This window comes from Hahella chejuensis KCTC 2396, from assembly GCF_000012985.1.
Taxonomy (GTDB): domain Bacteria; phylum Pseudomonadota; class Gammaproteobacteria; order Pseudomonadales; family Oleiphilaceae; genus Hahella; species Hahella chejuensis.
This window is the reverse complement of record NC_007645.1, coordinates 2770994-2789752: the sequence shown is the minus strand read 5'-3', so window position 1 is coordinate 2789752 and position 18759 is coordinate 2770994. Positions and strand designations below refer to the sequence as shown.

Annotated in this window: 18 protein-coding genes; 1 reads left to right on the top strand and 17 read right to left on the bottom strand. The window is 50.7% G+C overall.

Going from position 1 to position 18759, the window contains the following annotated elements; all coding sequences use genetic code 11:
* Nucleotide 1 precedes the first annotated feature (1 nt).
* The 5 genes from HCH_RS12290 to HCH_RS12270 all read right to left on the bottom strand — a co-directional run bounded on the left by HCH_RS12290 (nucleotide 2) and on the right by HCH_RS12270 (nucleotide 5946).
* Entirely contained in the window at nucleotides 2-1288 is a 1287-nt protein-coding gene (locus HCH_RS12290; protein ID WP_011396573.1) for a hypothetical protein, read from the bottom strand.
* 57 nt (nucleotides 1289-1345) lie between these two features.
* Nucleotides 1346-2176 (bottom strand): XrtA-associated tyrosine autokinase, encoded by an 831-nt coding sequence (locus HCH_RS12285; protein ID WP_011396572.1) that lies wholly within the window; start codon nucleotides 2174-2176, stop codon nucleotides 1346-1348.
* Complete coding sequence (locus HCH_RS12280) at nucleotides 2173-3690, bottom strand: XrtA system polysaccharide chain length determinant (RefSeq protein ID WP_011396571.1); 1518 nt, start codon at nucleotides 3688-3690, stop codon at nucleotides 2173-2175. The genes HCH_RS12285 and HCH_RS12280 overlap by 4 nt, the downstream gene beginning before the upstream one ends.
* Nucleotides 3691-3761: 71 nt before the next feature.
* Entirely contained in the window at nucleotides 3762-4400 is a 639-nt protein-coding gene (locus tag HCH_RS12275) for an XrtA/PEP-CTERM system exopolysaccharide export protein (protein ID WP_011396570.1), read from the bottom strand.
* A 136-nt stretch (nucleotides 4401-4536) separates the two neighbouring features.
* A complete protein-coding gene (locus HCH_RS12270) occupies nucleotides 4537-5946 on the bottom strand; it encodes a TIGR03013 family XrtA/PEP-CTERM system glycosyltransferase (RefSeq protein ID WP_011396569.1) in 1410 nt (469 codons plus the stop codon).
* Between the two features lie 408 nt (nucleotides 5947-6354).
* Here HCH_RS12270 and tviB point away from each other — a divergent pair, with 408 nt between their 5' ends.
* On the top strand, nucleotides 6355-7632 hold the full coding sequence (tviB, locus tag HCH_RS12265) for a Vi polysaccharide biosynthesis UDP-N-acetylglucosamine C-6 dehydrogenase TviB (RefSeq protein ID WP_011396568.1): 1278 nt from the start codon (nucleotides 6355-6357) through the stop codon (nucleotides 7630-7632).
* Nucleotides 7633-7729: 97 nt separating this feature from the next.
* Here the strand turns inward: tviB and prpD are convergent, their stop codons facing one another.
* The 12 genes from prpD to HCH_RS12205 all read right to left on the bottom strand — a co-directional run bounded on the left by prpD (nucleotide 7730) and on the right by HCH_RS12205 (nucleotide 18686).
* Nucleotides 7730-9214 (bottom strand): 2-methylcitrate dehydratase, encoded by a 1485-nt coding sequence (gene prpD, locus HCH_RS12260; protein WP_011396567.1) that lies wholly within the window; start codon nucleotides 9212-9214, stop codon nucleotides 7730-7732.
* A 30-nt stretch (nucleotides 9215-9244) separates the two neighbouring features.
* Nucleotides 9245-10372 carry a bifunctional 2-methylcitrate synthase/citrate synthase gene (gene prpC, locus HCH_RS12255; protein ID WP_011396566.1) on the bottom strand — a complete coding sequence of 376 codons (1128 nt, stop codon included), beginning with the start codon at nucleotides 10370-10372 and terminating at the stop codon, nucleotides 9245-9247.
* A gap of 78 nt (nucleotides 10373-10450) precedes the next feature.
* A complete protein-coding gene (gene prpB / locus HCH_RS12250; protein ID WP_011396565.1) occupies nucleotides 10451-11329 on the bottom strand; it encodes a methylisocitrate lyase in 879 nt (292 codons plus the stop codon).
* 48 nt (nucleotides 11330-11377) lie between these two features.
* Complete coding sequence (locus HCH_RS12245) at nucleotides 11378-12052, bottom strand: GntR family transcriptional regulator (protein ID WP_011396564.1); 675 nt, start codon at nucleotides 12050-12052, stop codon at nucleotides 11378-11380.
* A gap of 350 nt (nucleotides 12053-12402) precedes the next feature.
* On the bottom strand, nucleotides 12403-13416 hold the full coding sequence (gene murB, locus HCH_RS12240; RefSeq protein WP_011396563.1) for a UDP-N-acetylmuramate dehydrogenase: 1014 nt from the start codon (nucleotides 13414-13416) through the stop codon (nucleotides 12403-12405).
* 1 nt (nucleotide 13417) lies between these two features.
* Nucleotides 13418-13900, bottom strand: a complete 483-nt coding sequence (locus HCH_RS12235) for a low molecular weight protein-tyrosine-phosphatase (RefSeq protein WP_085944399.1) — start codon at nucleotides 13898-13900, stop codon at nucleotides 13418-13420.
* On the bottom strand, nucleotides 13897-14664 hold the full coding sequence (kdsB, locus tag HCH_RS12230; protein ID WP_011396561.1) for a 3-deoxy-manno-octulosonate cytidylyltransferase: 768 nt from the start codon (nucleotides 14662-14664) through the stop codon (nucleotides 13897-13899). The genes HCH_RS12235 and kdsB overlap by 4 nt, the downstream gene beginning before the upstream one ends.
* Before the next feature lies 1 nt (nucleotide 14665).
* On the bottom strand, nucleotides 14666-14848 hold the full coding sequence (locus tag HCH_RS12225; RefSeq protein ID WP_011396560.1) for a Trm112 family protein: 183 nt from the start codon (nucleotides 14846-14848) through the stop codon (nucleotides 14666-14668).
* Nucleotides 14841-15857, bottom strand: a complete 1017-nt coding sequence (gene lpxK, locus HCH_RS12220; protein ID WP_011396559.1) for a tetraacyldisaccharide 4'-kinase — start codon at nucleotides 15855-15857, stop codon at nucleotides 14841-14843. The genes HCH_RS12225 and lpxK overlap by 8 nt, the downstream gene beginning before the upstream one ends.
* Nucleotides 15854-17611: a lipid A export permease/ATP-binding protein MsbA gene (gene msbA / locus HCH_RS12215; protein ID WP_011396558.1), complete on the bottom strand. Its 1758-nt coding sequence runs from the start codon at nucleotides 17609-17611 to the stop codon at nucleotides 15854-15856. Before msbA ends, lpxK begins: the two co-directional genes overlap by 4 nt.
* A gap of 23 nt (nucleotides 17612-17634) precedes the next feature.
* A complete protein-coding gene (locus tag HCH_RS12210) occupies nucleotides 17635-18054 on the bottom strand; it encodes an ExbD/TolR family protein (protein ID WP_011396557.1) in 420 nt (139 codons plus the stop codon).
* Nucleotides 18051-18686: a MotA/TolQ/ExbB proton channel family protein gene (locus tag HCH_RS12205; protein ID WP_011396556.1), complete on the bottom strand. Its 636-nt coding sequence runs from the start codon at nucleotides 18684-18686 to the stop codon at nucleotides 18051-18053. Before HCH_RS12205 ends, HCH_RS12210 begins: the two co-directional genes overlap by 4 nt.
* Nucleotides 18687-18759: the final 73 nt, after the last annotated feature.

Genomic DNA, 18759 nt, shown 5'->3' with positions numbered 1-18759 from the left:
ATTAAAAATTGGGGACGTAGTCCACGCCGATTCCAACGGTCAGCGCATCGTACTCATTTGCTCCATCAGAAGAATCTTTAACTTCATACTCAGCGTAGTAACGAGAGCTGAAGTTCTTAAACCATTTATGATTAAGCCTCAGCGTATGATCGTACGAGTCTTCGTCCGCATTACGGACGCCAACCTCTTTATTCGTATACTCTGATGAAGCAAACCAACTCCAAGTGGAGTTGACGTTATGTGACCAACTAATAGACAAAGAGTGCTCTTTATCTTTAGTACTAGCACCCTCGTTTTCCTCAGTGCTGCTAACACCTGTTAACTGAAAAGTATCTCTGACATTTGGAGTGTAACTTGCTCCAGCAACATGCTCTTGCAAGAGAACGCTATCACTGGAACCAAACGAAATAGGTCGTTCGAAAAGCTGAAACACCGTTTCTGAAGCACTGTCAGTCAATGTACGCTTGTAAGAATAGAAAAGCCCTAAAGCCGCTGAAGCCTGGTAATTTGCATTAAATGAGCCTGTAACATCCTCTGACTCATTGGTAACGTTAGCCCGCTCACTTTTTAGCTTAGTAAAACCGACCCCTAAACTGGTAGTAAGGTCATTATATTTCTTGCTAAAGCGTAACTCTGACTCCAATGTTTCAAGATCCGTCTCATTATCTAACTTTGCCCATTCACCACTGTTACTCCAAGTAAATGTCAAAGCACTGGCAAAGCGGTGCATATAATCAGCCGTAGCCGATTGCCTTTTACTGTCAACGGCAGTATTGCTTTCAAAGTCAATCTGTTTGTAATTCGCCCCTAAAACCAGATCGTCCTCGGAGGTCATCGCGACTCGATAACTTGGACCGGTAGTAAGGACATTCTTACGCACCCTTGAATCCGGAGTAGTTGGCGTACTGCTATTTAGTACATCTTCGGTAAGCTCGTCCTTGAGAGACCATGATAATGCGGGGGAGAAATTATACTTTCCACTATAAGTAACCTCTGTGGTGACTTCATCGCCAAAGGTGTCTCCCCAATAGTGCTCAAAACCGAAGTCCGCCGATAATGAGCTTGCATACGCTCCTTTTGAAAGAGTTTGGCCTAAGTTGATGCCCACTTTGGTTAGGGTGTCATCTTTCTTTTCTTTCGTCTTCGTAACATTATCTGAATACTCATGCGTAGCGCTGAGGCGAACCTCCAGCGGATCTGCACGTAAGGCCAATGGCGCACACAATAGATTTACGCCAACCAGAGCGAAGAGCGTCGGCTTTTTTTTAAATGGAATAAGGTAATCCATGAAGGGACAGATCCTTATGGTGGTTACATGAAATAAGACAGATTTTTTGAACTAAAATTAGCCATTTACTAGGACTCCAGCGCATTTCTGCGAAGGAATCGACGACACAGCGGATACAATCTGACTTTCTGTAACCCTTCCATGAGGTACGACAACCAATGTCAAATCACACAGCTCGGAAATAATCCGCGCATCTGGCGACACTGCAATTGAAGGTGTGTCCAGAATAATAAAGCGATCAGGATATCGCTTTCTTAGCGAGTGCAGAAACTGCCTCATACGAAAAGAAGTAAAAAACTCCCCAGAAGATTCCCTCCTGCTACCCGCTGGAATCAGGCGCAATCTTTTAATGCCCGTTGGATATATAACTGATGCTATATCCATATCGGGGTCCTCGATAAAGTCCGTAACGCCCAGGTCAGGCATGAGATCGAGAATATTATGAAGCGAGGGCTCCCTCAAATTGCAATCTATAATCAAAGCCGTCTTACTGCTATCCAGCGCAAATGCGGCAGCTAAGTTTACAGCCGCAAAAGAAGCCCCACATCCTTCAGTTACGCCTGTAACAGCCAAGGTAAAGTTATTTCCCTTACTGATTTCCAACAGACGCGTACGAAGCTCTCTAAACTTGTCGATAATAGCGCGGTCAGGGGACTCTGGATGAATTATCCTCTTTTGATTCAGGTCATCCACTGACAAAAGAGAGGGCTCTCTCATTTTGGCGATTTGCTTGCTAATCACATAGCGCTCTACGCTACCTGATTTGATTTCCAGAGAGCTCGGGACTAAGACTCTGTCCGCAGATGTACTCTGAGACTGATCCTGGGTTCGAGCCACGCCCTTGTCGATATCATAGATATTTTTGGTGTTCTCTTGCTTATCACTCACAAGACGACTCCCGTATAACGCATCCACCCGTACAATAAATAAACGCCAATACTCAACACAGCCAAGAATAAAATGACTTTCGTACGGCGTCGGTCAATTCTCCGTTCCAGTGGAGTGGAAATATAGGGGATGGTCGCCAACACAGGGATACCCGTATTTTCCTGCAAAATAGATCCTGTACGCACTCTCGGATCAACTTGGCAAAACGCAATAGCCAAACCAAAAGGAGCCAACATGCCTAAAAACAGGCCAGCAACTGCAAAGTGCCGGAATGTAAAGCCAGATGGTTTCAAGGGATACGCAGGGGCCTCATGGATCTTATAGCTAAGACCATGCCCTTCAACGTCGAGCCTCATTGATACACGCGCTTTCTCACGTCTTTTAAGCAAATCGTCATATATGCTCTTGTTGACTTCATAATCCCGAGTAAGCTCAGAGATTTTTGCTTCATTCTCCTGAATACGCTGCATACGGGTACGCTCTCTCTCCAACAATGCGGTGAGGGAGGCCTGTCTAGTTCGCAGCGTGTCAATATTCGCCAGAGCTTTGGACAGCTCACTCTGCAACTCTTGATAAATTGGGTTAAAAGAGGATTCAGAGCGCGAACCAGACGCGCTTCCACTGGACAGAGCCTCTGTACGCTGCCTTTCCAGCTCCGCGATTTGCTGCTTAAGCGCAATGATATCAGGATAGCTGTCCAGGTATATTAACCTAAGAGAATCCAACTTCTTATTCAGCTCCTCGATCCGCGTCTCGTAGGCGTCTCCAGCAACTTCCCTGCGTACGATTTTGGATTGACCAGACAGTTGAGACTGTAACGCGTCCCTTTGCGCAATAGCCTCCTTAATTCCCAACTCAGCCTCTTCAAGCTGACGCTCAAGCGAGGAAATTCTGGAGCCAACCGTGTCCGCCGTACCATCGACGTTTTCTTGTAAGAAATTTTTCAGCCGTTCTTCAGAGGCCTGCAGTTGGGTTTGATAAGCCTTAACCTGCTTGTCAACGAACTCGTATGCGTTGCGGCTTTCTTCCCGCTTGCTACTTTCAGTCTCATCTATAAATAGCTGACTCAACTCCCGAGTTACATCAAACACTCTTTGGGCAGTTGAGTCTTTATATTCAATCTCAATAAAGTTGGGAGCGCCCGTTTTCTTAACAGCGACATTATTCCTTATTTTGCTGATAATCCCTTCTTTCGCCGCTTCGCTTTTAACCGTCCCCCAAATTTCTTCCATTTCGGCGAGCCGCGTTAGAACTCTTCTCGATAGCATAACTTCTTCTACAGAAGCCACGTGATCTTTGACTTTGGTGGTCAGAGCAGAGCCTTCCATCAGTGGTCGAATTATATTCTGATCGTCCACATAAATAACTCCGCGCGAAGTAAACTGCTGCGGCCAAAATGCGCCCACGACAAGCGTTCCGAAGCTGACAGCAAGAAAAACAAAGAACGACAGCCATTTCCGGGAACGAATCTCCCTGAAGGCTTCTTTTGGTAGCTGATCTATTGGAACCGCCATATCATTGCACCAGCATAGTCATAAGAGAAAAGTTCAGTCTCAAACTCAATTTCGCCCCCAACCGCGTCGTATTACAACACCTTCTCAGGAACAGTAATTATATCCCCAGGGTTCAACTCGTAGTTGGTGGTCACGTCGCCTTCCTGAAAGATTTCATTTAATTTTACAGGAATGATCACGCTCTTCCCTTGGTACTGTCTATACAGCACGCTGCTGTCTCCATTTGCGAAATCATTCAGCCCGCCAGCCGTCAGCACAACATCCATGACGGTCATTCCATGACGATAAGGAATGGAAATGGGCGACTTCACCGCGCCGGTCACACGTACGCGACTGGAAAACTCATAGCTCTGCATTCCAGTGACGACAACGCTGACTTGAGGCTCACGGATATATACCGACAGCTTTTGCTTGATTTCCTCAGCCAACTGAGCCGGAGTTTTTCCGGACGCTACGATATCGCCAACCAGCGTCGTAGACAATTTGCCATCCGGCCTAATTGGCACGCTTCCTGATAGCTCAGGGTTACGCCAAACATTAATGTTAACCACATCGCCAGGCCCCAGAATATACGACTCCAGCATCTTAGGCCGATCTTTCAGAGCGGCGCTAACCAGAGCATTATCGGAAGGCTTAACCGTGCTGCAGGCGCTGAACAGCACAGCCAGTAATGCCAGAACGCATATTTTCAAGGCGTTAATATTCATCATTAGTATCCCAAGTTAATCAGCAGTTGAATCCAATGCGGCTCTTCAGCAGCCAGGGTTTTCCGGATAGTTTTCCAACATTACGCCCTGCTAAATACTTCAAAACAATGATGCCAATGTTAAAAACCCGAGCGCCCGCTTACCGGGAGCCTTTCTTAAACAAAATAACCTCAACGGTCTGAATTAATACAATTAAATCAAGCAGTAGACTCTGATTCTTAATGTAGTATAAATCATACCGCAGCTTCTCCTTGGTGTCCTCCTCACTATCGGCGTAAGCGAAACAGAGTTGCGCCCAACCGGTGATACCGGGCTTCACTCTATGCCTTTCGTTATAGTAAGGAATCTTTTCCGAAAGCTTTTCCACAAAAATGGGCCTCTCTGGACGCGGCCCAACCACAGCCATATCTCCTAACAAAACATTAAAAATTTGCGGCAGCTCGTCGATACGCACTTTACGAATAAAACCGCCAACACGGGTCACGCGAGTGTCGTTTTTCTGCGCCCAGACGGCGCCATGCTTCTCCGCATCAACCCTCATGCTACGAAACTTCATGACTGGGAACGGACGACCGTTTAGCCCAACCCGCTCTTGCTTATACAACACTGGAGCAGACCAGCCTTCCTCAAGCTTAATAGCGAGCACCGTCAGTAACATAATAGGCCAAGTCACGAGCAACAGGCTCAGGCTGGATAAAATATCAAAGCCGCGCTTGGTGATGCTGCGAGTGGAAACCGCCCCGAATCCATCAGCAAAGATCATCCAGCTTGGCTGAATCAGATCAAGCGCCACCTTACGGCCTTCGCGCTCCAGAAACGTAGGGGCGTCCACGATATGCACGCCTTCCATCTTGCATTCAAGCAAGTCATCCAGCGGCAGCTTCTTTCTGCGGTCATCCAGGGCGATAACAATCTCATCGACCGGATGATTCAAAATATAATCCTTCAGAGTTCCAGGAATTCTCAACACTTTCGGCTCAGGCACCTTGAGCTCTTCGTCCAGCCCCGGCACAAACCCCATTAACTCAACGCCTCGGCGATCCAGGGGCTCCTTTAAGTCCTCGTAAAGATTGCTCGCGCGGTTTCCTGCGCCGAGCACTAAAACATTGCGCTTGAAGCTTTGTTCATTAGCGAAAAACAGGAACAGACTGCGGGAGATGCCCAGGATAAAAATCGCCAGGACCGAGGAAAGCGCCAAAACGCCCTTGCCGAAATACCATAACCAGGATTCAGTTACGTAAAATAAAAAGGACAAACCTGCGGCGGACATGAGAATCGAAAATATCGTTCTCAACATCATGCCGGACATACCCTCTTGGGTTTTGGCGGGATAGACCCCCATTGCGATCATGATGATAAGGTTAACCAACGCAAAGGTCAGCGCCTCGGGAATAGCGACCTGATAGTTATCGAGGAAAAAATTGATTTCGCCGAAATAACGAAAGAAAACGCCACAGTAAAATACTGCGCCTAAGACCACCAGGTCCGCGACGCCCATAATAATGTAGGGCAAATGTATGTAATGCCGGAATATACGTACGTGGGCCAAGCCTTTTCTCCTTACCAACACGGACTTGCAGCCTAGACTTGAGGGCCGCTCATGCTATCAAATTTTTTCGGACAACTTAAGTTAAGCAAATACAAAAGAGTATTGTTAAACTAAATTCAAATATCTTGGCGCGTATTTTCCGATATACTTGCGCGGCGACGCGCTTCGGCTAAATTTCTCAAGAGTTCGCTTGATATTGTCGCCATGGTCGATATGCGCGAATCAGCTCAAACGAAGTCTTGAATGATTTAGCCTTAAGCGCATGATCCGATAACGAATGCGCGGGCTGTTTCCTGAGTTTCCCCGGAACCGCCAAGGGCTTCCGGGGAGACCGTCTAACGACGGACGCTCATTATAGTTCGATTTATTAAATAAAATACTACTACTATCTCGCTTAAAGGGTTTCCAATGACAGATTTGAGGAACGCAAAAATTGCAGTTGTGGGCCTGGGTTATGTTGGCCTGCCACTGGCCGTCGAGTTCGGCAAGAAGTTCTCCACCGTAGGCTTTGACATCAACGCCGCCCGTATTGAGGAGCTGAAATCCGGTAAAGACAGCACATTGGAAGTGGAACCCGAACTGCTTGCTGAAGCAAACAAACTTTCCTACAGCAGCAAACTTGAAGATATACAATCCTGTAATGTTTACATTGTCACCGTCCCAACCCCTATCGACGACTTCAAAACACCCGATCTAAGACCATTACAATCAGCCAGCCGCGCAATCGGCAAAGTGCTGAAAAAAGATGACGTCGTCATTTACGAATCCACCGTTTATCCTGGCGCAACAGAAGAAGTCTGCGTTCCCATACTTGAAGAAGTTTCTGGATTGACGTTCAACCAGGACTTTTTCGCCGGCTACAGCCCCGAGCGCATCAACCCCGGGGATAAAGAGCACAGGGTCATTAACATCTTGAAGGTTACCTCCGGCTCTACTCCCGAGGTTGCACAGTACATAGACGAACTCTACGCATCCATTATTATCGCCGGCACCCACAAAGCAAGCAGCATCAAAGTGGCGGAAGCGGCCAAGGTCATCGAGAACACGCAGCGCGACGTCAATATTGCGCTGATCAATGAGCTGTCATTGATTTTCGAAAAGCTTGGCATCGACACTTTAGAAGTATTGGAAGCCGCCGGCACCAAGTGGAACTTTCTCCCCTTCCGTCCCGGTTTGGTAGGAGGTCATTGCATTGGCGTCGATCCTTACTACCTGACCTACAAAGCCCAGGCGGTCGGCCACCACCCCGAAATCATACTATCCGGCCGTCGCATTAACGACGGCATGGGCCAGCATGTAGCGGAGCGCGTCATCCGCATGATGACGCAACGCAAACAACATGTGGCGGAAGCCAATATCCTGGTATTGGGATTGACCTTCAAAGAGAACTGCCCAGACATCCGCAACACTCGCGTAGTCGACGTTATCAGCGCGTTTAAGTCATATAACGCCAACGTGGATGTCTACGACCCATGGGCCAGCCCCGCGGAGGCGGAACACGAATATGGCATTCGCGTCATTCCAGAATTAAAAGAAAATCATTACGACGCCATCATTCTCACTGTGGCGCACAAGCAATTTAAAGACATGGGTATAGAAAATATCCGCAAACTCGGCAAAGACAACCATGTCCTCTTCGACGTCAAATACGTACTGCCGAAAGACGCGGTGGACGGGCGCCTGTAGGGCTAGCTGAAACCAGCACACAAAAAAGCGCGGATTCTCGCGCTTTTTTATTTTGACGCCGCCCTCTTCTAACCCGGGCGGCGCATATTCACAAGAACTAGATAACGAATAGATCCATGAATTCGTTAACGGGAGTCGCCTCCAGTTTTTGCTGATCCTTACACAAGGCGAAGATATCCTCGCAACGTTTACCAGGAAAACGCGTCGCCAGATTGGCGCGGAATTTTTTCTCCAATAAAGGAATACCTTCCTCGCGACGACGGCGGTGCCCAATCGGATATTCCACTTCAACCTTATCCGTGGAAGTTCCGTCTTTAAAGAACACCTGCAACGCATTGGCGATGGAACGCTTGTCCGGCTCGTGATACTCCTGGCTGTAGCGCTTATCCTCTACGATTTCCATTTTGTTGCGCAGCTCATCGATAATCGGGTTCGCCGCATGGAAATCATCCTCATAATGCTCCGCCACCAGATTACCGAACGCCAGGGGCACCGCTGTCATGTACTGCAGACAGTGGTCACGATCCGCCGCGTTCGCCAGAGGCCCAACTTTGGAGATGATGCGAATAGCGGACTCGTGAGTCGTAATGACGATTTTATCGATATCCTGCAAACGGTCCTTAACCTGAGGGTGCAATGTAACCGCCGCCTCCGCCGCTGTTTGGGAATGGAATTCCGCAGGGAAAGAGATCTTGAACAGCACGTTTTCCATCACGTATGAACCGTAATCTCTCTGGAACTTGAATACGCGATCTTCAGGCGCTTTTACTTTCTGGTCCGCTACGGTCTTGCTGAAGGAAACGTCATAAAAGCCCCACTGCGGCGCTGTCAGAACGCCAGGGATGCCCATTTCCCCTCGCATGCTGATATCAGCCAGACGCACCGCCCGCGACGTCGCGTCGCCCGCGGCCCATGACTTGCGGGAGCCGGCATTCGGCGCATGACGGTATGTACGCAAGGAAGAGCCATCTACCCAAGCTTGCGAAACCGCCGCCATAATTTGCTCTCTATCTCCGCCTTTCAGCTTGGTCACCACAGCGGTGGAAGCAATGCGCACCAATAACACGTGGCACAGCCCTACGCGGTTGAAGCTGTTATCAAGAGCAATGACGCCCTGGATTTCATGAGCCATAATCATGGCTTCCAGGACATCACGCATTGTCAGAGGCTCTTTCCCTGCAGCGACGCGCTTCTGAGACAAATAGTCCGCCACCGCCAAGATGCCGCCCAGGTTATCGGAGGGATGCCCCCACTCCGCCGCCAGCCAGGTATCGTTGTAATCCAACCAACGAATGATACAACCAATATCCCAAGCCGCCTTTACGGGGTCCAAACGGAATTGAGTGCCAGGAACACGGGCGCCATTGGGCACCACCGTACCTTCCACAATCGGCCCCAAGTGCTTGGTGCACTCCGGAAATCTCAGCGCCAACAGACCGCATCCAAGGGTGTCCATCAGGCAGTTTCTTGCGGTATCCAGCGCTTCCTGGGATTCGATTTTGAAATTCAGCACATAGTCGGCAATATCCTGAATGACCTTGTCATAATCAGGACGATCATTCAGATCTACATTCGCACCCATTCTCTTTCTTCCTCAACTTGGTTATTCGTATTAATGACGCTGCTCAATCGGGGTCCATTCCGCGGATTCCGGACCGGTATAATCCGCCGAAGGCCGAATGATGCGATTGTTCTCACGTTGCTCTTTGACATGCGCAGCCCAACCTGTCAGGCGCGACATAACAAAAATCGGCGTAAACAGCTCAGTGGGAATGCCCATGAAGTGGTAGGCGGAAGCATGGAAAAAGTCCGCATTGCAGAACAGTTTCTTCTCACGCCACATGACTTCTTCACAACGCGCGGAAACAGGATAGAGCACCTTATCGCCCACTTCTTCCGACAGCTTCTGCGCCCATTTTTTAATAATGGCGTTGCGGGGATCGGACTCACGATAGATGGCGTGACCGAAACCCATGATTTTCTCCTTGCGCTCCAACATGCCCATAATCTGCTCTTCCGCGTCGTCAGGGCTCTTGAATTTCTCGATCATAGCCATCGCCGCTTCATTGGCGCCGCCGTGCAAGGGTCCGCGCAGCGAGCCAATGGCGCCGGTAATGCAGGAGTGGATATCCGACAACGTGGAAGCGCACACCCTCGCAGTGAAGGTGGACGCATTGAACTCATGCTCTGCATACAGAATAAGAGAGGCGTGCATTACCTTCTCATGCAGAGCGTCAGGTGTGCGGCCGTGCAGCATATGCAGGAAGTGCGCGCCTATTGAGTCATCATCAGTTTCCGTCTCAATTCGCACACCATCCTGACTAAAACGATGCCAATAACAGATGATGGACGGGAATAGCGCCAACATGCGGTCGATATGGTCATCCTGCTGCGAAAAATCGGCTTCGGTCTCCAATACGCCCAACATGGAACACCCGGTTCTCATCACGTCCATGGGGTGCGCATCAGCAGGAATGCGCTCCAGCACCTCCCTCAAAGCCTGAGGCAGCGACCGCAGCGATTTCAGTTTCGCTTTGTATGCATCCAATTCCGCCTGATTAGGCAACTTACCTCGCAACAGCAAGTAGGCCACTTCCTCAAATTCAGCCTTGTCGGCAAGTACCTCAATACCGTATCCCCGGTAGGTCAAACCATGCCCCGACTGCCCAACTGTGCATAGCGCCGTCTGTCCTGCGACCTGACCTCTCAGGCCTGCGCCTCCAATATTTTTTTCCGCCATTGTAAATTCTCCTCTTGCATCAGACTGTTTTAAGAGTTCCGCCAAAGCGAAAACTCAATGCTTGCAGCGATTAATGAGTTATTTGTTTTTTCCCGCCGCAAACAGCGCATCCAGTTTCTTCTCGTAATCGTGATACCCAAGAAAATCGTACAGCTCCATACGGGTCTGCATGGAATCGACCACTTCCTTCTGATCGCCCTTACTCAAAATGTTTTCATAGACATTCAGAGCAGCGCGGTTCATCGCCCTGAAAGCGCTCAGTGGATACAAAACCATCGCCACACCAACAGCGGCCAGCTCAGCCTTGTTGTACAACGGGGTTTGTCCGAACTCGGTAATGTTGGCCAAAATCGGGGCGCTTAACGCATTTGAGAAGGCCTGGTAATGCTCCAGCTCCGTCACCGCTTCAGCGAAGATGCCGTCAGCGCCCGCCTCCAGGCAGGCGCCTGCGCGATCAATCGCCGCCTGCAATCCTTCCTGAGCAAACGCATCCGTTCGCGCCATGATGAAGAAGTCTTTATCCGTACGCGCGTCCGCCGCGGCTTTTATACGATCCACCATTTCTTCCTGGCTGACGATTTCTTTATTAGGTCTGTGCCCACAGCGTTTTTGCGCCACCTGATCTTCGATGTGAACCGCCGCAGCGCCAGCGCGAATCATTTCTTTGACCGTACGCGAGATATTGAAAGCGCCGCCCCACCCCGTATCGATATCGACCAACAAGGGAAGTTCTGACGCCGCTGTAATTCTGCGCACATCCTCCAGGACATCATTCATACTGGTCATTCCCAGGTCAGGAAGCCCAAATGACGCATTGGCCACGCCACCACCTGACAGATATATAGCCTGATGCCCCACTCTTTCCGCCATCATTGCGCAATAGGCGTTGATAGCCCCGACAATTTGCAGCGGCTGGTTATCTTCTAGCGCTTTGCGAAAGCGACGTCCTGCTGACATATAAGCCCCCTGTTGCATACCATTGAGAGACGGACGACTCACAGCGTGCTACAGCTGCAACTCCCCATCGCGATACTTCTTGATTAAATTGTTTCTCGCAGCGGAAATGTGCCGCCGCATTAGGAGTTCAGCCAAGTCGCCGTCACGCTCTTCAAGCGCCTCGATAATACGCCAGTGCTCATGAAACGCTTTTTCGGGTCGACCGCTGAATGTACTGAGACGATATCGATATAGCCTCAGCAGGTGATATAGCTCGCCTGTCAGCATGTTGCTGAGTTTGCGATTCTTACTGCCGGAAATAATTCGAAAATGAAAGTCGAAATCGCCTTCCTTCTGATAGTAGGCGAGCCCCTTCTCTTCCTTGATTTGCTCTGCATGAATGTCCATCAGACGCTTTAAATCGTCTATTTCTTCCTGCGACATACGCTCTGAAGCCAATCGAATCGCCATACCTTCCAAGGATTCGCGCACTTCGTACAGCTCAATCAGCTCCTCGAAGGTTAGCGCCACCACTCTGGCGCCGGAATGCGCCTTACGGACAATCAGTCCCCTTCCTTCCAGCCTGTGCAGCGCCTCTCTTAGAGGCCCTCTACCAAAGCCAAATTTTGAGGACAGCTCTGCTTCACTTATTTTCTCCCCCGCTCGAATGTCGCCTTTGACAATAGCCGTCTGCAGGCGCTCAAAAGCTTGATCAGCAAGAGTTCGGGAGTCAGGCGCAGCCATATTGTTTACAATTCTCTCCTAAAGGGCGACAACGCAATAATTGCAGAGGCGCATGCCACAGGATTGTAAACAATTTCGCTGACAAAGAGAAAGAGGCTTAAGGCTGTTTTTTACAATAGCGGAATACCCCTAAAGCAGGTCCGGCTTAGCCGCTCAGAATCATGAATATTTATAGCAGATTACCAAGTCTTTTTATTTCATATAGTTACGGATAATTTTGATAGCCCCATACAACACGACAAATAGCGCACTCAAACTAACGCGGGATGCAGAATGAACGCAAAACAAGGCAGAGGAAGAAGGAAACGCCATCCACTTGGTCGACAACAAGTAAATGACACATAGATTGTTTACAAAATGAGAGGCTCGACTTCCAGGGACACGCCAAAACGCTCCTCAACAGAAGCCTGTATTCTTGAGGCAAGTAATTTCACTTCACTACCAGGCTTATGGCCAGGATTGATAAGCACTAAAGCCTGCTTGGGATATACGCCGACGCCGCTTTCAAGAAACCCTTTCCAACCACAAGCCTGAATCAGCCAACCCGCCGCCAACTTGCGTGAGCCGTCCGGCAAGGGAAAAGATACCATTTCAGGATACTTCTCGCTCAACGCAAGAAAGCGCGCCTCAGACACAACGGGGTTTTTGAAAAAGCTGCCGGAGTTGGGCACTTGCGCCGGATCAGGCAGTTTCTCAGCTCTAATCGCTTCCACTATTTTCGCGACAGCGCTGGCTTCAGCCGGAGCGCCCGCCAATTCCCAGCGCCGTCTCAACTCCGCATACTCAAGAACCAATGGAGTATCTGACGACAGCCTGAAAGCCACCTCCCAAATAAGCCATCGCCTACCCTGCTCCGACTTAAAAAAGCTGTCGCGATAACCAAAGCAACACTCAGAAAGAGAAAACTCTCTTTCCTCCAGCGTATCCATATGGACCGCCCGCACAGAGTGCAATCGATCCTTTAGCTCCACGCCATAGGCGCCGATGTTTTGAATAGGCGCGGCGCCAACTGTGCCCGGTATCAGGGCCAGATTCTCCAGCCCGACGTAGCTTCGCGCCAACGTCCACCAGACAAACTCATGCCAGTTCTCTCCTGCAGCCGCCCGCACGATATCGTCGCCCGAACCTGAAGCATCCACACTGACGCCGCGATTCTCCATCTTAATGACGACACCCGCAAGATCGCGGGTGAAAACGACGTTACTGCCGCCGCCAAGCACAAAAGCAGGGGAAGATGCGGACTTTAACTCGGACAACACACAACGAATATCATTAATACTCGTCACAGACACCATACGCGCCACTCGAGCGGGGCAGCCCATGGTGTGGCGCATCGCCAGATCCGCATTCAATTCCCAACGCATATCAACCACGATGCTTTAATTGCTCTCGAACATGTTCTACAAGCCCTTCACAGGCGTCTTCCACCAAGTCCAGCACATGCTCAAACCCTTGAGGACCACCGTAGTAGGGGTCAGGTACTTCACGCTCGTCGTTCGACGAGGCGAAGCTCAAAAACAACCTCACTTTACTCTGGTGCTTCTTGGGGCACATACGCTGCAAGTTGGCGAGATTATCCCGGTCCATCGCCAACACCAGATCAAACTGCTCAAAGTCGTCCGGGGTCACTTGGCGGGCACGAATATGATCAAGGAAATAACCACGCTTCCCGGCAAAATCACGAGCACGACGATCAGGCGGCTCACCAGCATGCCAACCGCCTGTGCCGGCGGAATCCACCGCCACGCTGTCAGTCAGACCTGCGCGCGCTAGGAATACTTCAAATACGCCATGCGCTGTGGGCGACCGGCAGATATTGCCCATGCACACAAACAAAATATTTATCATGATGACTTGGCCATCACTGCGCGCACCCGCTGCAGGTCAGCTTCCGTATCCACACCCGCCGGCGGAGCCTTCGCCGCTACATCCACATGAATAGGCACGCCTCGCCACATGGCGCGTAGCTGCTCAAGGCTTTCAATCCCCTCAAGAGGACAGCTCCCCCAAGTCACATAATCGCGCAAAAAGCCAACTCGGTATGCGTAGATGCCTATGTGGCGATAGAAGTCATATGTGGGAGGCAACCCAGCGTCAGCATCCGCAAAATAATCCCGCGCCCATGGAATCGGCGCCCGTGAGAAATACAACGCCATGCCGGCCTCGTTTTTCACCACTTTGACCGCATTAGGATTAAACAAGGTTTCCCTGTCATGAATTCTTTCACACAGGGTTGCGATTCCCGCTTGCGGGTTCGCCGCCAAATTGTTGGCGACCTGTGAGATCAACTCAGCTGGCAGCATCGGTTCATCCCCTTGCACATTGACGACAATTTCATCATCGTCCAACTCAAGAGTATCCGCGCATTCCGCCAAGCGATCCGTGCCAGAAGGATGATCCGCACGAGTCATCAGGACAGAGCCGCCAAAACCTTCCACCGCCTCGGCAATTCTCGCATCGTCCGTAGCGACATATATACGCTTGGCCAAACTCTCACGCGCCCTATCGTACACATGTGCGATCATGGGCTTGCCGGCAATGTCCAGTAATGGCTTGCCTGGCAATCTTGAAGAACCATAGCGGGCGGGAATAATTATCGTAAATGCGCTCATATCAACCCAATCGCTCATCCGTGGTCAGCGTACGCGCTTCTTTTTCAAGCATCACCGGAATACCGTCGCGAATAGGAAAAGCCATACCATCGTTTTTACAGACCAATTCCTGCTTCTCCCGATCATACTTCAAGTCGCCCTTACAAACCGGACAGGCAAGGATGGCCAATAGTTTTTTATCCATCTTTTTTGTGACTCCGCAATTCGTTTAGCCTGGCGTCGACCCTCTCATAAAACGCAGAGTTCAGCTCGGCGCCGACTTCCAGGTACCAGGCGTTTTCAAGATTGAACGATTTACACTTGACCGCATCTTTCTCCGTCATCAAGACAGGGAGGTCATCGTTGAATTCTATATCCTTCTGAGCGTAACTGTAATGATCAGGGAATGCGTGCTGAATAGAGGCGACATCCAGATCCGCCAACGTCGCGAAAAAGCGACCCGGGTTGCCAATTGCCGCAACAGCGTGCGCAGTATATCCAGCAAAGTAATTGACGCCTCTCTCTTCGTCGCCGGAGACTTTTTTCCAGCGCCCAGGGCGCAATTGCATCGTGTAATCGGCGTTGACCTGCGCATGCAAACCATTACTGACGACCAGATCCACCGACTGCAAACGCCTGACAGGCTCCCTCAAAGGACCAGCCGGAAGGCAAAGTCCATTCCCCCACCCCCGTTGCGCGTCCACCACCACGACCTCCATATCCCGGGGCAGCGCCAGATGCTGTAAGCCATCGTCGCTAATCACCACATCGCAATCATACATATCCAACAGTGTTTGCAACGCTTGCGCCCGCTTGGGCGCCACTACAACCGGGCACCCGGTGCGCATATAAATCAAGGCCGGCTCATCGCCCGTAACTCCTGGGTCAGGGTTACGCTCCACCAAGACAGGGTATGACTCGCTTACACCCCCGTAACCCCGGCTTACAACGCCGGGTCTCAACCCTCGACGCTGAAAGTGCTCCACCAAAGCCACCACCAACGGGGTTTTTCCAGCGCCCCCCACCGTCAGATTGCCCACCACAATTATTGGCGGACGTATGGACGCCGAACCAGCCTCAGAAGCCGAGGACTTGATCACAGCAAAGAGAGTTTTTCTGATTGCGACGACCAACAGATAGAGCCATGACAATGGCCACAGCAGAAATTTCCAGCGCGAGCCGCCATACCAGACTCGCTCAACCCATGCGATCATGCGTCCGCTTCACTGAATTGCAGCTTGTGCAAAGCCGCGTATGCGCCGTCCTTTTCTATCAATTCGCGATGTGAACCAACTTCCACAATACGCCCCTGATCCATGACCACTATCTTATCTGCATTCTCAATCGTGGAAAGCCTGTGAGCGACCACCAACGTAGTGCGCCCCTTCATCAAGGTTTCCAGCGCGCTCTGAATATTCCGCTCCGCATGGGTATCCAGCGCAGAAGTGGCCTCATCGAGAATCAATATAGGCGAGTCTTTCAGCAATGCCCGCGCAATAACCATCCGCTGCCGCTGCCCTCCGGACAAGCGCGTCCCGTTTTCACCCAGCAACGTATCAAACCCCTGCTCCAATTGCTCAATAAAGCCCAGCGCATCAGCAGATTTCGCAGCCTCCCGCACCTGTTCAGGCGTAGCGTCAGCCAACGCGCCATAGGCGATATTATTGGTAACCGTATCGTTAAACAGCACGACCTGCTGAGTCACGATGGAAATTTGTCGCCTCAAAGAGGTCAGAGCAAAGTCCTTAAGCGGCTTCCCATCCAATAGGATTTCACCCTGCTCATAATCATAAAATCTTGGCAGAAGGTTGACCAAAGTCGATTTTCCACTGCCGGACCTTCCAACCAGCGCCACGGTTTCGCCGGGTTCGATGACGAGGTTAATCTCCTGCAGCGCAGGTTTGCCTTCATCGCTGTATGCAAAGCCCAGGCTTTTGAATTCCAGTCGCCCCTGCACCCTATCAGCCACATAGGAGCCCTCATCCTTTTCTACCGGCTCATCCAGTTGCATGAACACATCCTGCGCGGCTGAAATCCCTCGCTGTATGACAGCGTTCACCTCAGTAAGCTGCCTGATTGGCTTAGCGCAGGTGGTCGCCGCAGTAATATACGCCAAAAATTCACCCGTGCTCATATTCCCACGGACTTCGGGGCTGAGCGCCAACCAGACCAACAGAGCAATAAATACAGAGATAACCAGCTGGATGATTGGCGTCGATAGCGCCTGAGTGAGCGACATCTTCAACGCCTGCGTGATGTTGTACTCACTAGCTTTCATGAAACGGTTGAACTCGTATTCCTCACCGCCAAAAGTGCGCATGACGCGATATCCGCCAATGGATTCTGAGGCCACATGCGTAACATCCCCCATACTGCTCTGTATGCGGCGGCTAATGCGCCGAAAGCGCTTGGAGACGTAACCGATGAGAACGCCAATGATAGGGCCAAGGACAAGAAATAAAAGCGTCAGCTTCCAGCTTACATAGATCATATACCCCATCAACCCGATGACGGTGAACCCTTCACGCAAGACAACAGTAATCGCATTGGTGGCGGCGCCTGTCACTTGATCCACGTTGTAGGTAATTCGGGACACCAAATGCCCGGTTGAATTGGAGTCGAAGAAGCGACACGGCAATACAGTCAGATGGCGAAATAGCTCCAGGCGCATCCTGTGAACAATACCTCTGGCCACTCGGGCCATGAAATAACCACCGCAGAATGACCCCAAGCCGCGCAATGCGAAAATACCAATGATCAGCATGGGAACCAGCAACCGCCCTTCCGGGCTTGGAGTTTCGATCGCCGCGACGATGTATTTGGTGGCGTCCGCCATTGCGGCGCTGGCCAATGCATAAATCACATTACCCAGAACCGCTAAAGCGAAGACCTTCCATAACGGCTTCAAATAAGACAGCAGCCTGCCGTACACTTGCGCGCCGGCATACTGCTTTGCGACTTTTGACATGTCAGCCCTTAGTCAGGATAACGTTATTCGGCTTCGGTGCGTTGAGTGGTGATGCTCAACTTCTGATATCCAAGCTGACCGGCGACGTCCATTGCCCGAACGACATACTCGTGGGGGGTCTTGGCGTCCGCCGTTACGATGAACGGAAGGTCATTCTTGCCTTGAGACAACTGCTCCACCGCCCTTTTCAAGGTAGCGATCTGACTATTGATCAGCACTCGCTGATTAACGGTGTACTGACCATCTTTGTTGATCACGACCTCAATCTGATCCACCAGGTTTTCAGACGCTTCGCCAGAAGCCTTCGGCAGCTCCACCGCAAGACGACTTTCCTTGGTGAACGTGGTCGAGACCATAAAGAAGATCAGCAGCAGAAAAACAACGTCAATCAGAGGCGTTACGTTTACTGACAACTCTTCTCTGGATTGGCGCCGGAATTTCACTTGCTTTTTACTCCGCTCATGTCGACGTCACGATCGCCGTGTACGACTTCAACCAGCTTTAGCGCCTGCTGCTCCATCTCAACCACCAGCTCATCAACGCGACGCTGGAAGTAACGGTGGCATACCAGCGCAGGGATCGCGATCGTCAGACCAACTGCAGTAGTGATCAGCGCCTTGGAAATACCGCCCGCCAACGCCTGCGTATTGCCCGTTCCCGCGATTTGAATTTCGGCGAACACGTCAATCATCCCGATGACCGTACCCAACAGTCCCAACAGCGGCGTAATCGCCGCAACCGAACCCAACGCCGTCAGGAAACGCTCCAGTTCATGCACAACATGACTGGCTTCCTCCTCAATACTTTCTTTCATGATCTCACGGCCATGCTTGGCGTTGATCAGACCAGCGGCGAGAACGCGCCCTAAGGGTGTGGATTGTTGAAGGTCTTTCAGGGTTTTGCCATTAAGCTCTTTTTTCTTAAGGCGCGCCATCAAATCGTTAACAATTGAGCGCGGCGCAACTTTTTGCGGCCGCAGAGTCCAGAATCTTTCAATAATGATCGCTAAAGCCACCACTGAACACAGCAAAATAGGGATCATTATCAAGCCGCCGGCCTTTAACAACTCGTACACGCATCTGTCTCCTCAAAAAAATTGCCATACTTTACCACAGCCTATAAACAAACCGTAACAGCAAAAGCTTATA

Excerpts from the sequence above, each read along its gene's own strand:
- msbA (WP_011396558.1), bottom strand. The coding sequence starts at position 17,611 with ATGTCAAAAGTCGCAAAGCAGTATGCCGGCGCGCAAGTGTACGGCAGG.
- prpD (WP_011396567.1), bottom strand. The coding sequence starts at position 9,214 with ATGGGTGCGAATGTAGATCTGAATGATCGTCCTGATTATGACAAGGTC.
- tviB (WP_011396568.1), top strand. The coding sequence starts at position 6,355 with ATGACAGATTTGAGGAACGCAAAAATTGCAGTTGTGGGCCTGGGTTAT.
- prpC (WP_011396566.1), bottom strand. The coding sequence starts at position 10,372 with ATGGCGGAAAAAAATATTGGAGGCGCAGGCCTGAGAGGTCAGGTCGCA.
- lpxK (WP_011396559.1), bottom strand. The coding sequence starts at position 15,857 with ATGATCGCATGGGTTGAGCGAGTCTGGTATGGCGGCTCGCGCTGGAAA.
- HCH_RS12275 (WP_011396570.1), bottom strand. The coding sequence starts at position 4,400 with ATGATGAATATTAACGCCTTGAAAATATGCGTTCTGGCATTACTGGCT.
- HCH_RS12225 (WP_011396560.1), bottom strand. The coding sequence starts at position 14,848 with ATGGATAAAAAACTATTGGCCATCCTTGCCTGTCCGGTTTGTAAGGGC.
- HCH_RS12235 (WP_085944399.1), bottom strand. The coding sequence starts at position 13,900 with ATGATAAATATTTTGTTTGTGTGCATGGGCAATATCTGCCGGTCGCCC.
- HCH_RS12245 (WP_011396564.1), bottom strand. The coding sequence starts at position 12,052 with ATGGCTGCGCCTGACTCCCGAACTCTTGCTGATCAAGCTTTTGAGCGC.
- kdsB (WP_011396561.1), bottom strand. The coding sequence starts at position 14,664 with ATGAGCGCATTTACGATAATTATTCCCGCCCGCTATGGTTCTTCAAGA.
- HCH_RS12290 (WP_011396573.1), bottom strand. The coding sequence starts at position 1,288 with ATGGATTACCTTATTCCATTTAAAAAAAAGCCGACGCTCTTCGCTCTG.
- prpB (WP_011396565.1), bottom strand. The coding sequence starts at position 11,329 with ATGTCAGCAGGACGTCGCTTTCGCAAAGCGCTAGAAGATAACCAGCCG.
- murB (WP_011396563.1), bottom strand. The coding sequence starts at position 13,416 with ATGCGTTGGGAATTGAATGCGGATCTGGCGATGCGCCACACCATGGGC.
- HCH_RS12280 (WP_011396571.1), bottom strand. The coding sequence starts at position 3,690 with ATGGCGGTTCCAATAGATCAGCTACCAAAAGAAGCCTTCAGGGAGATT.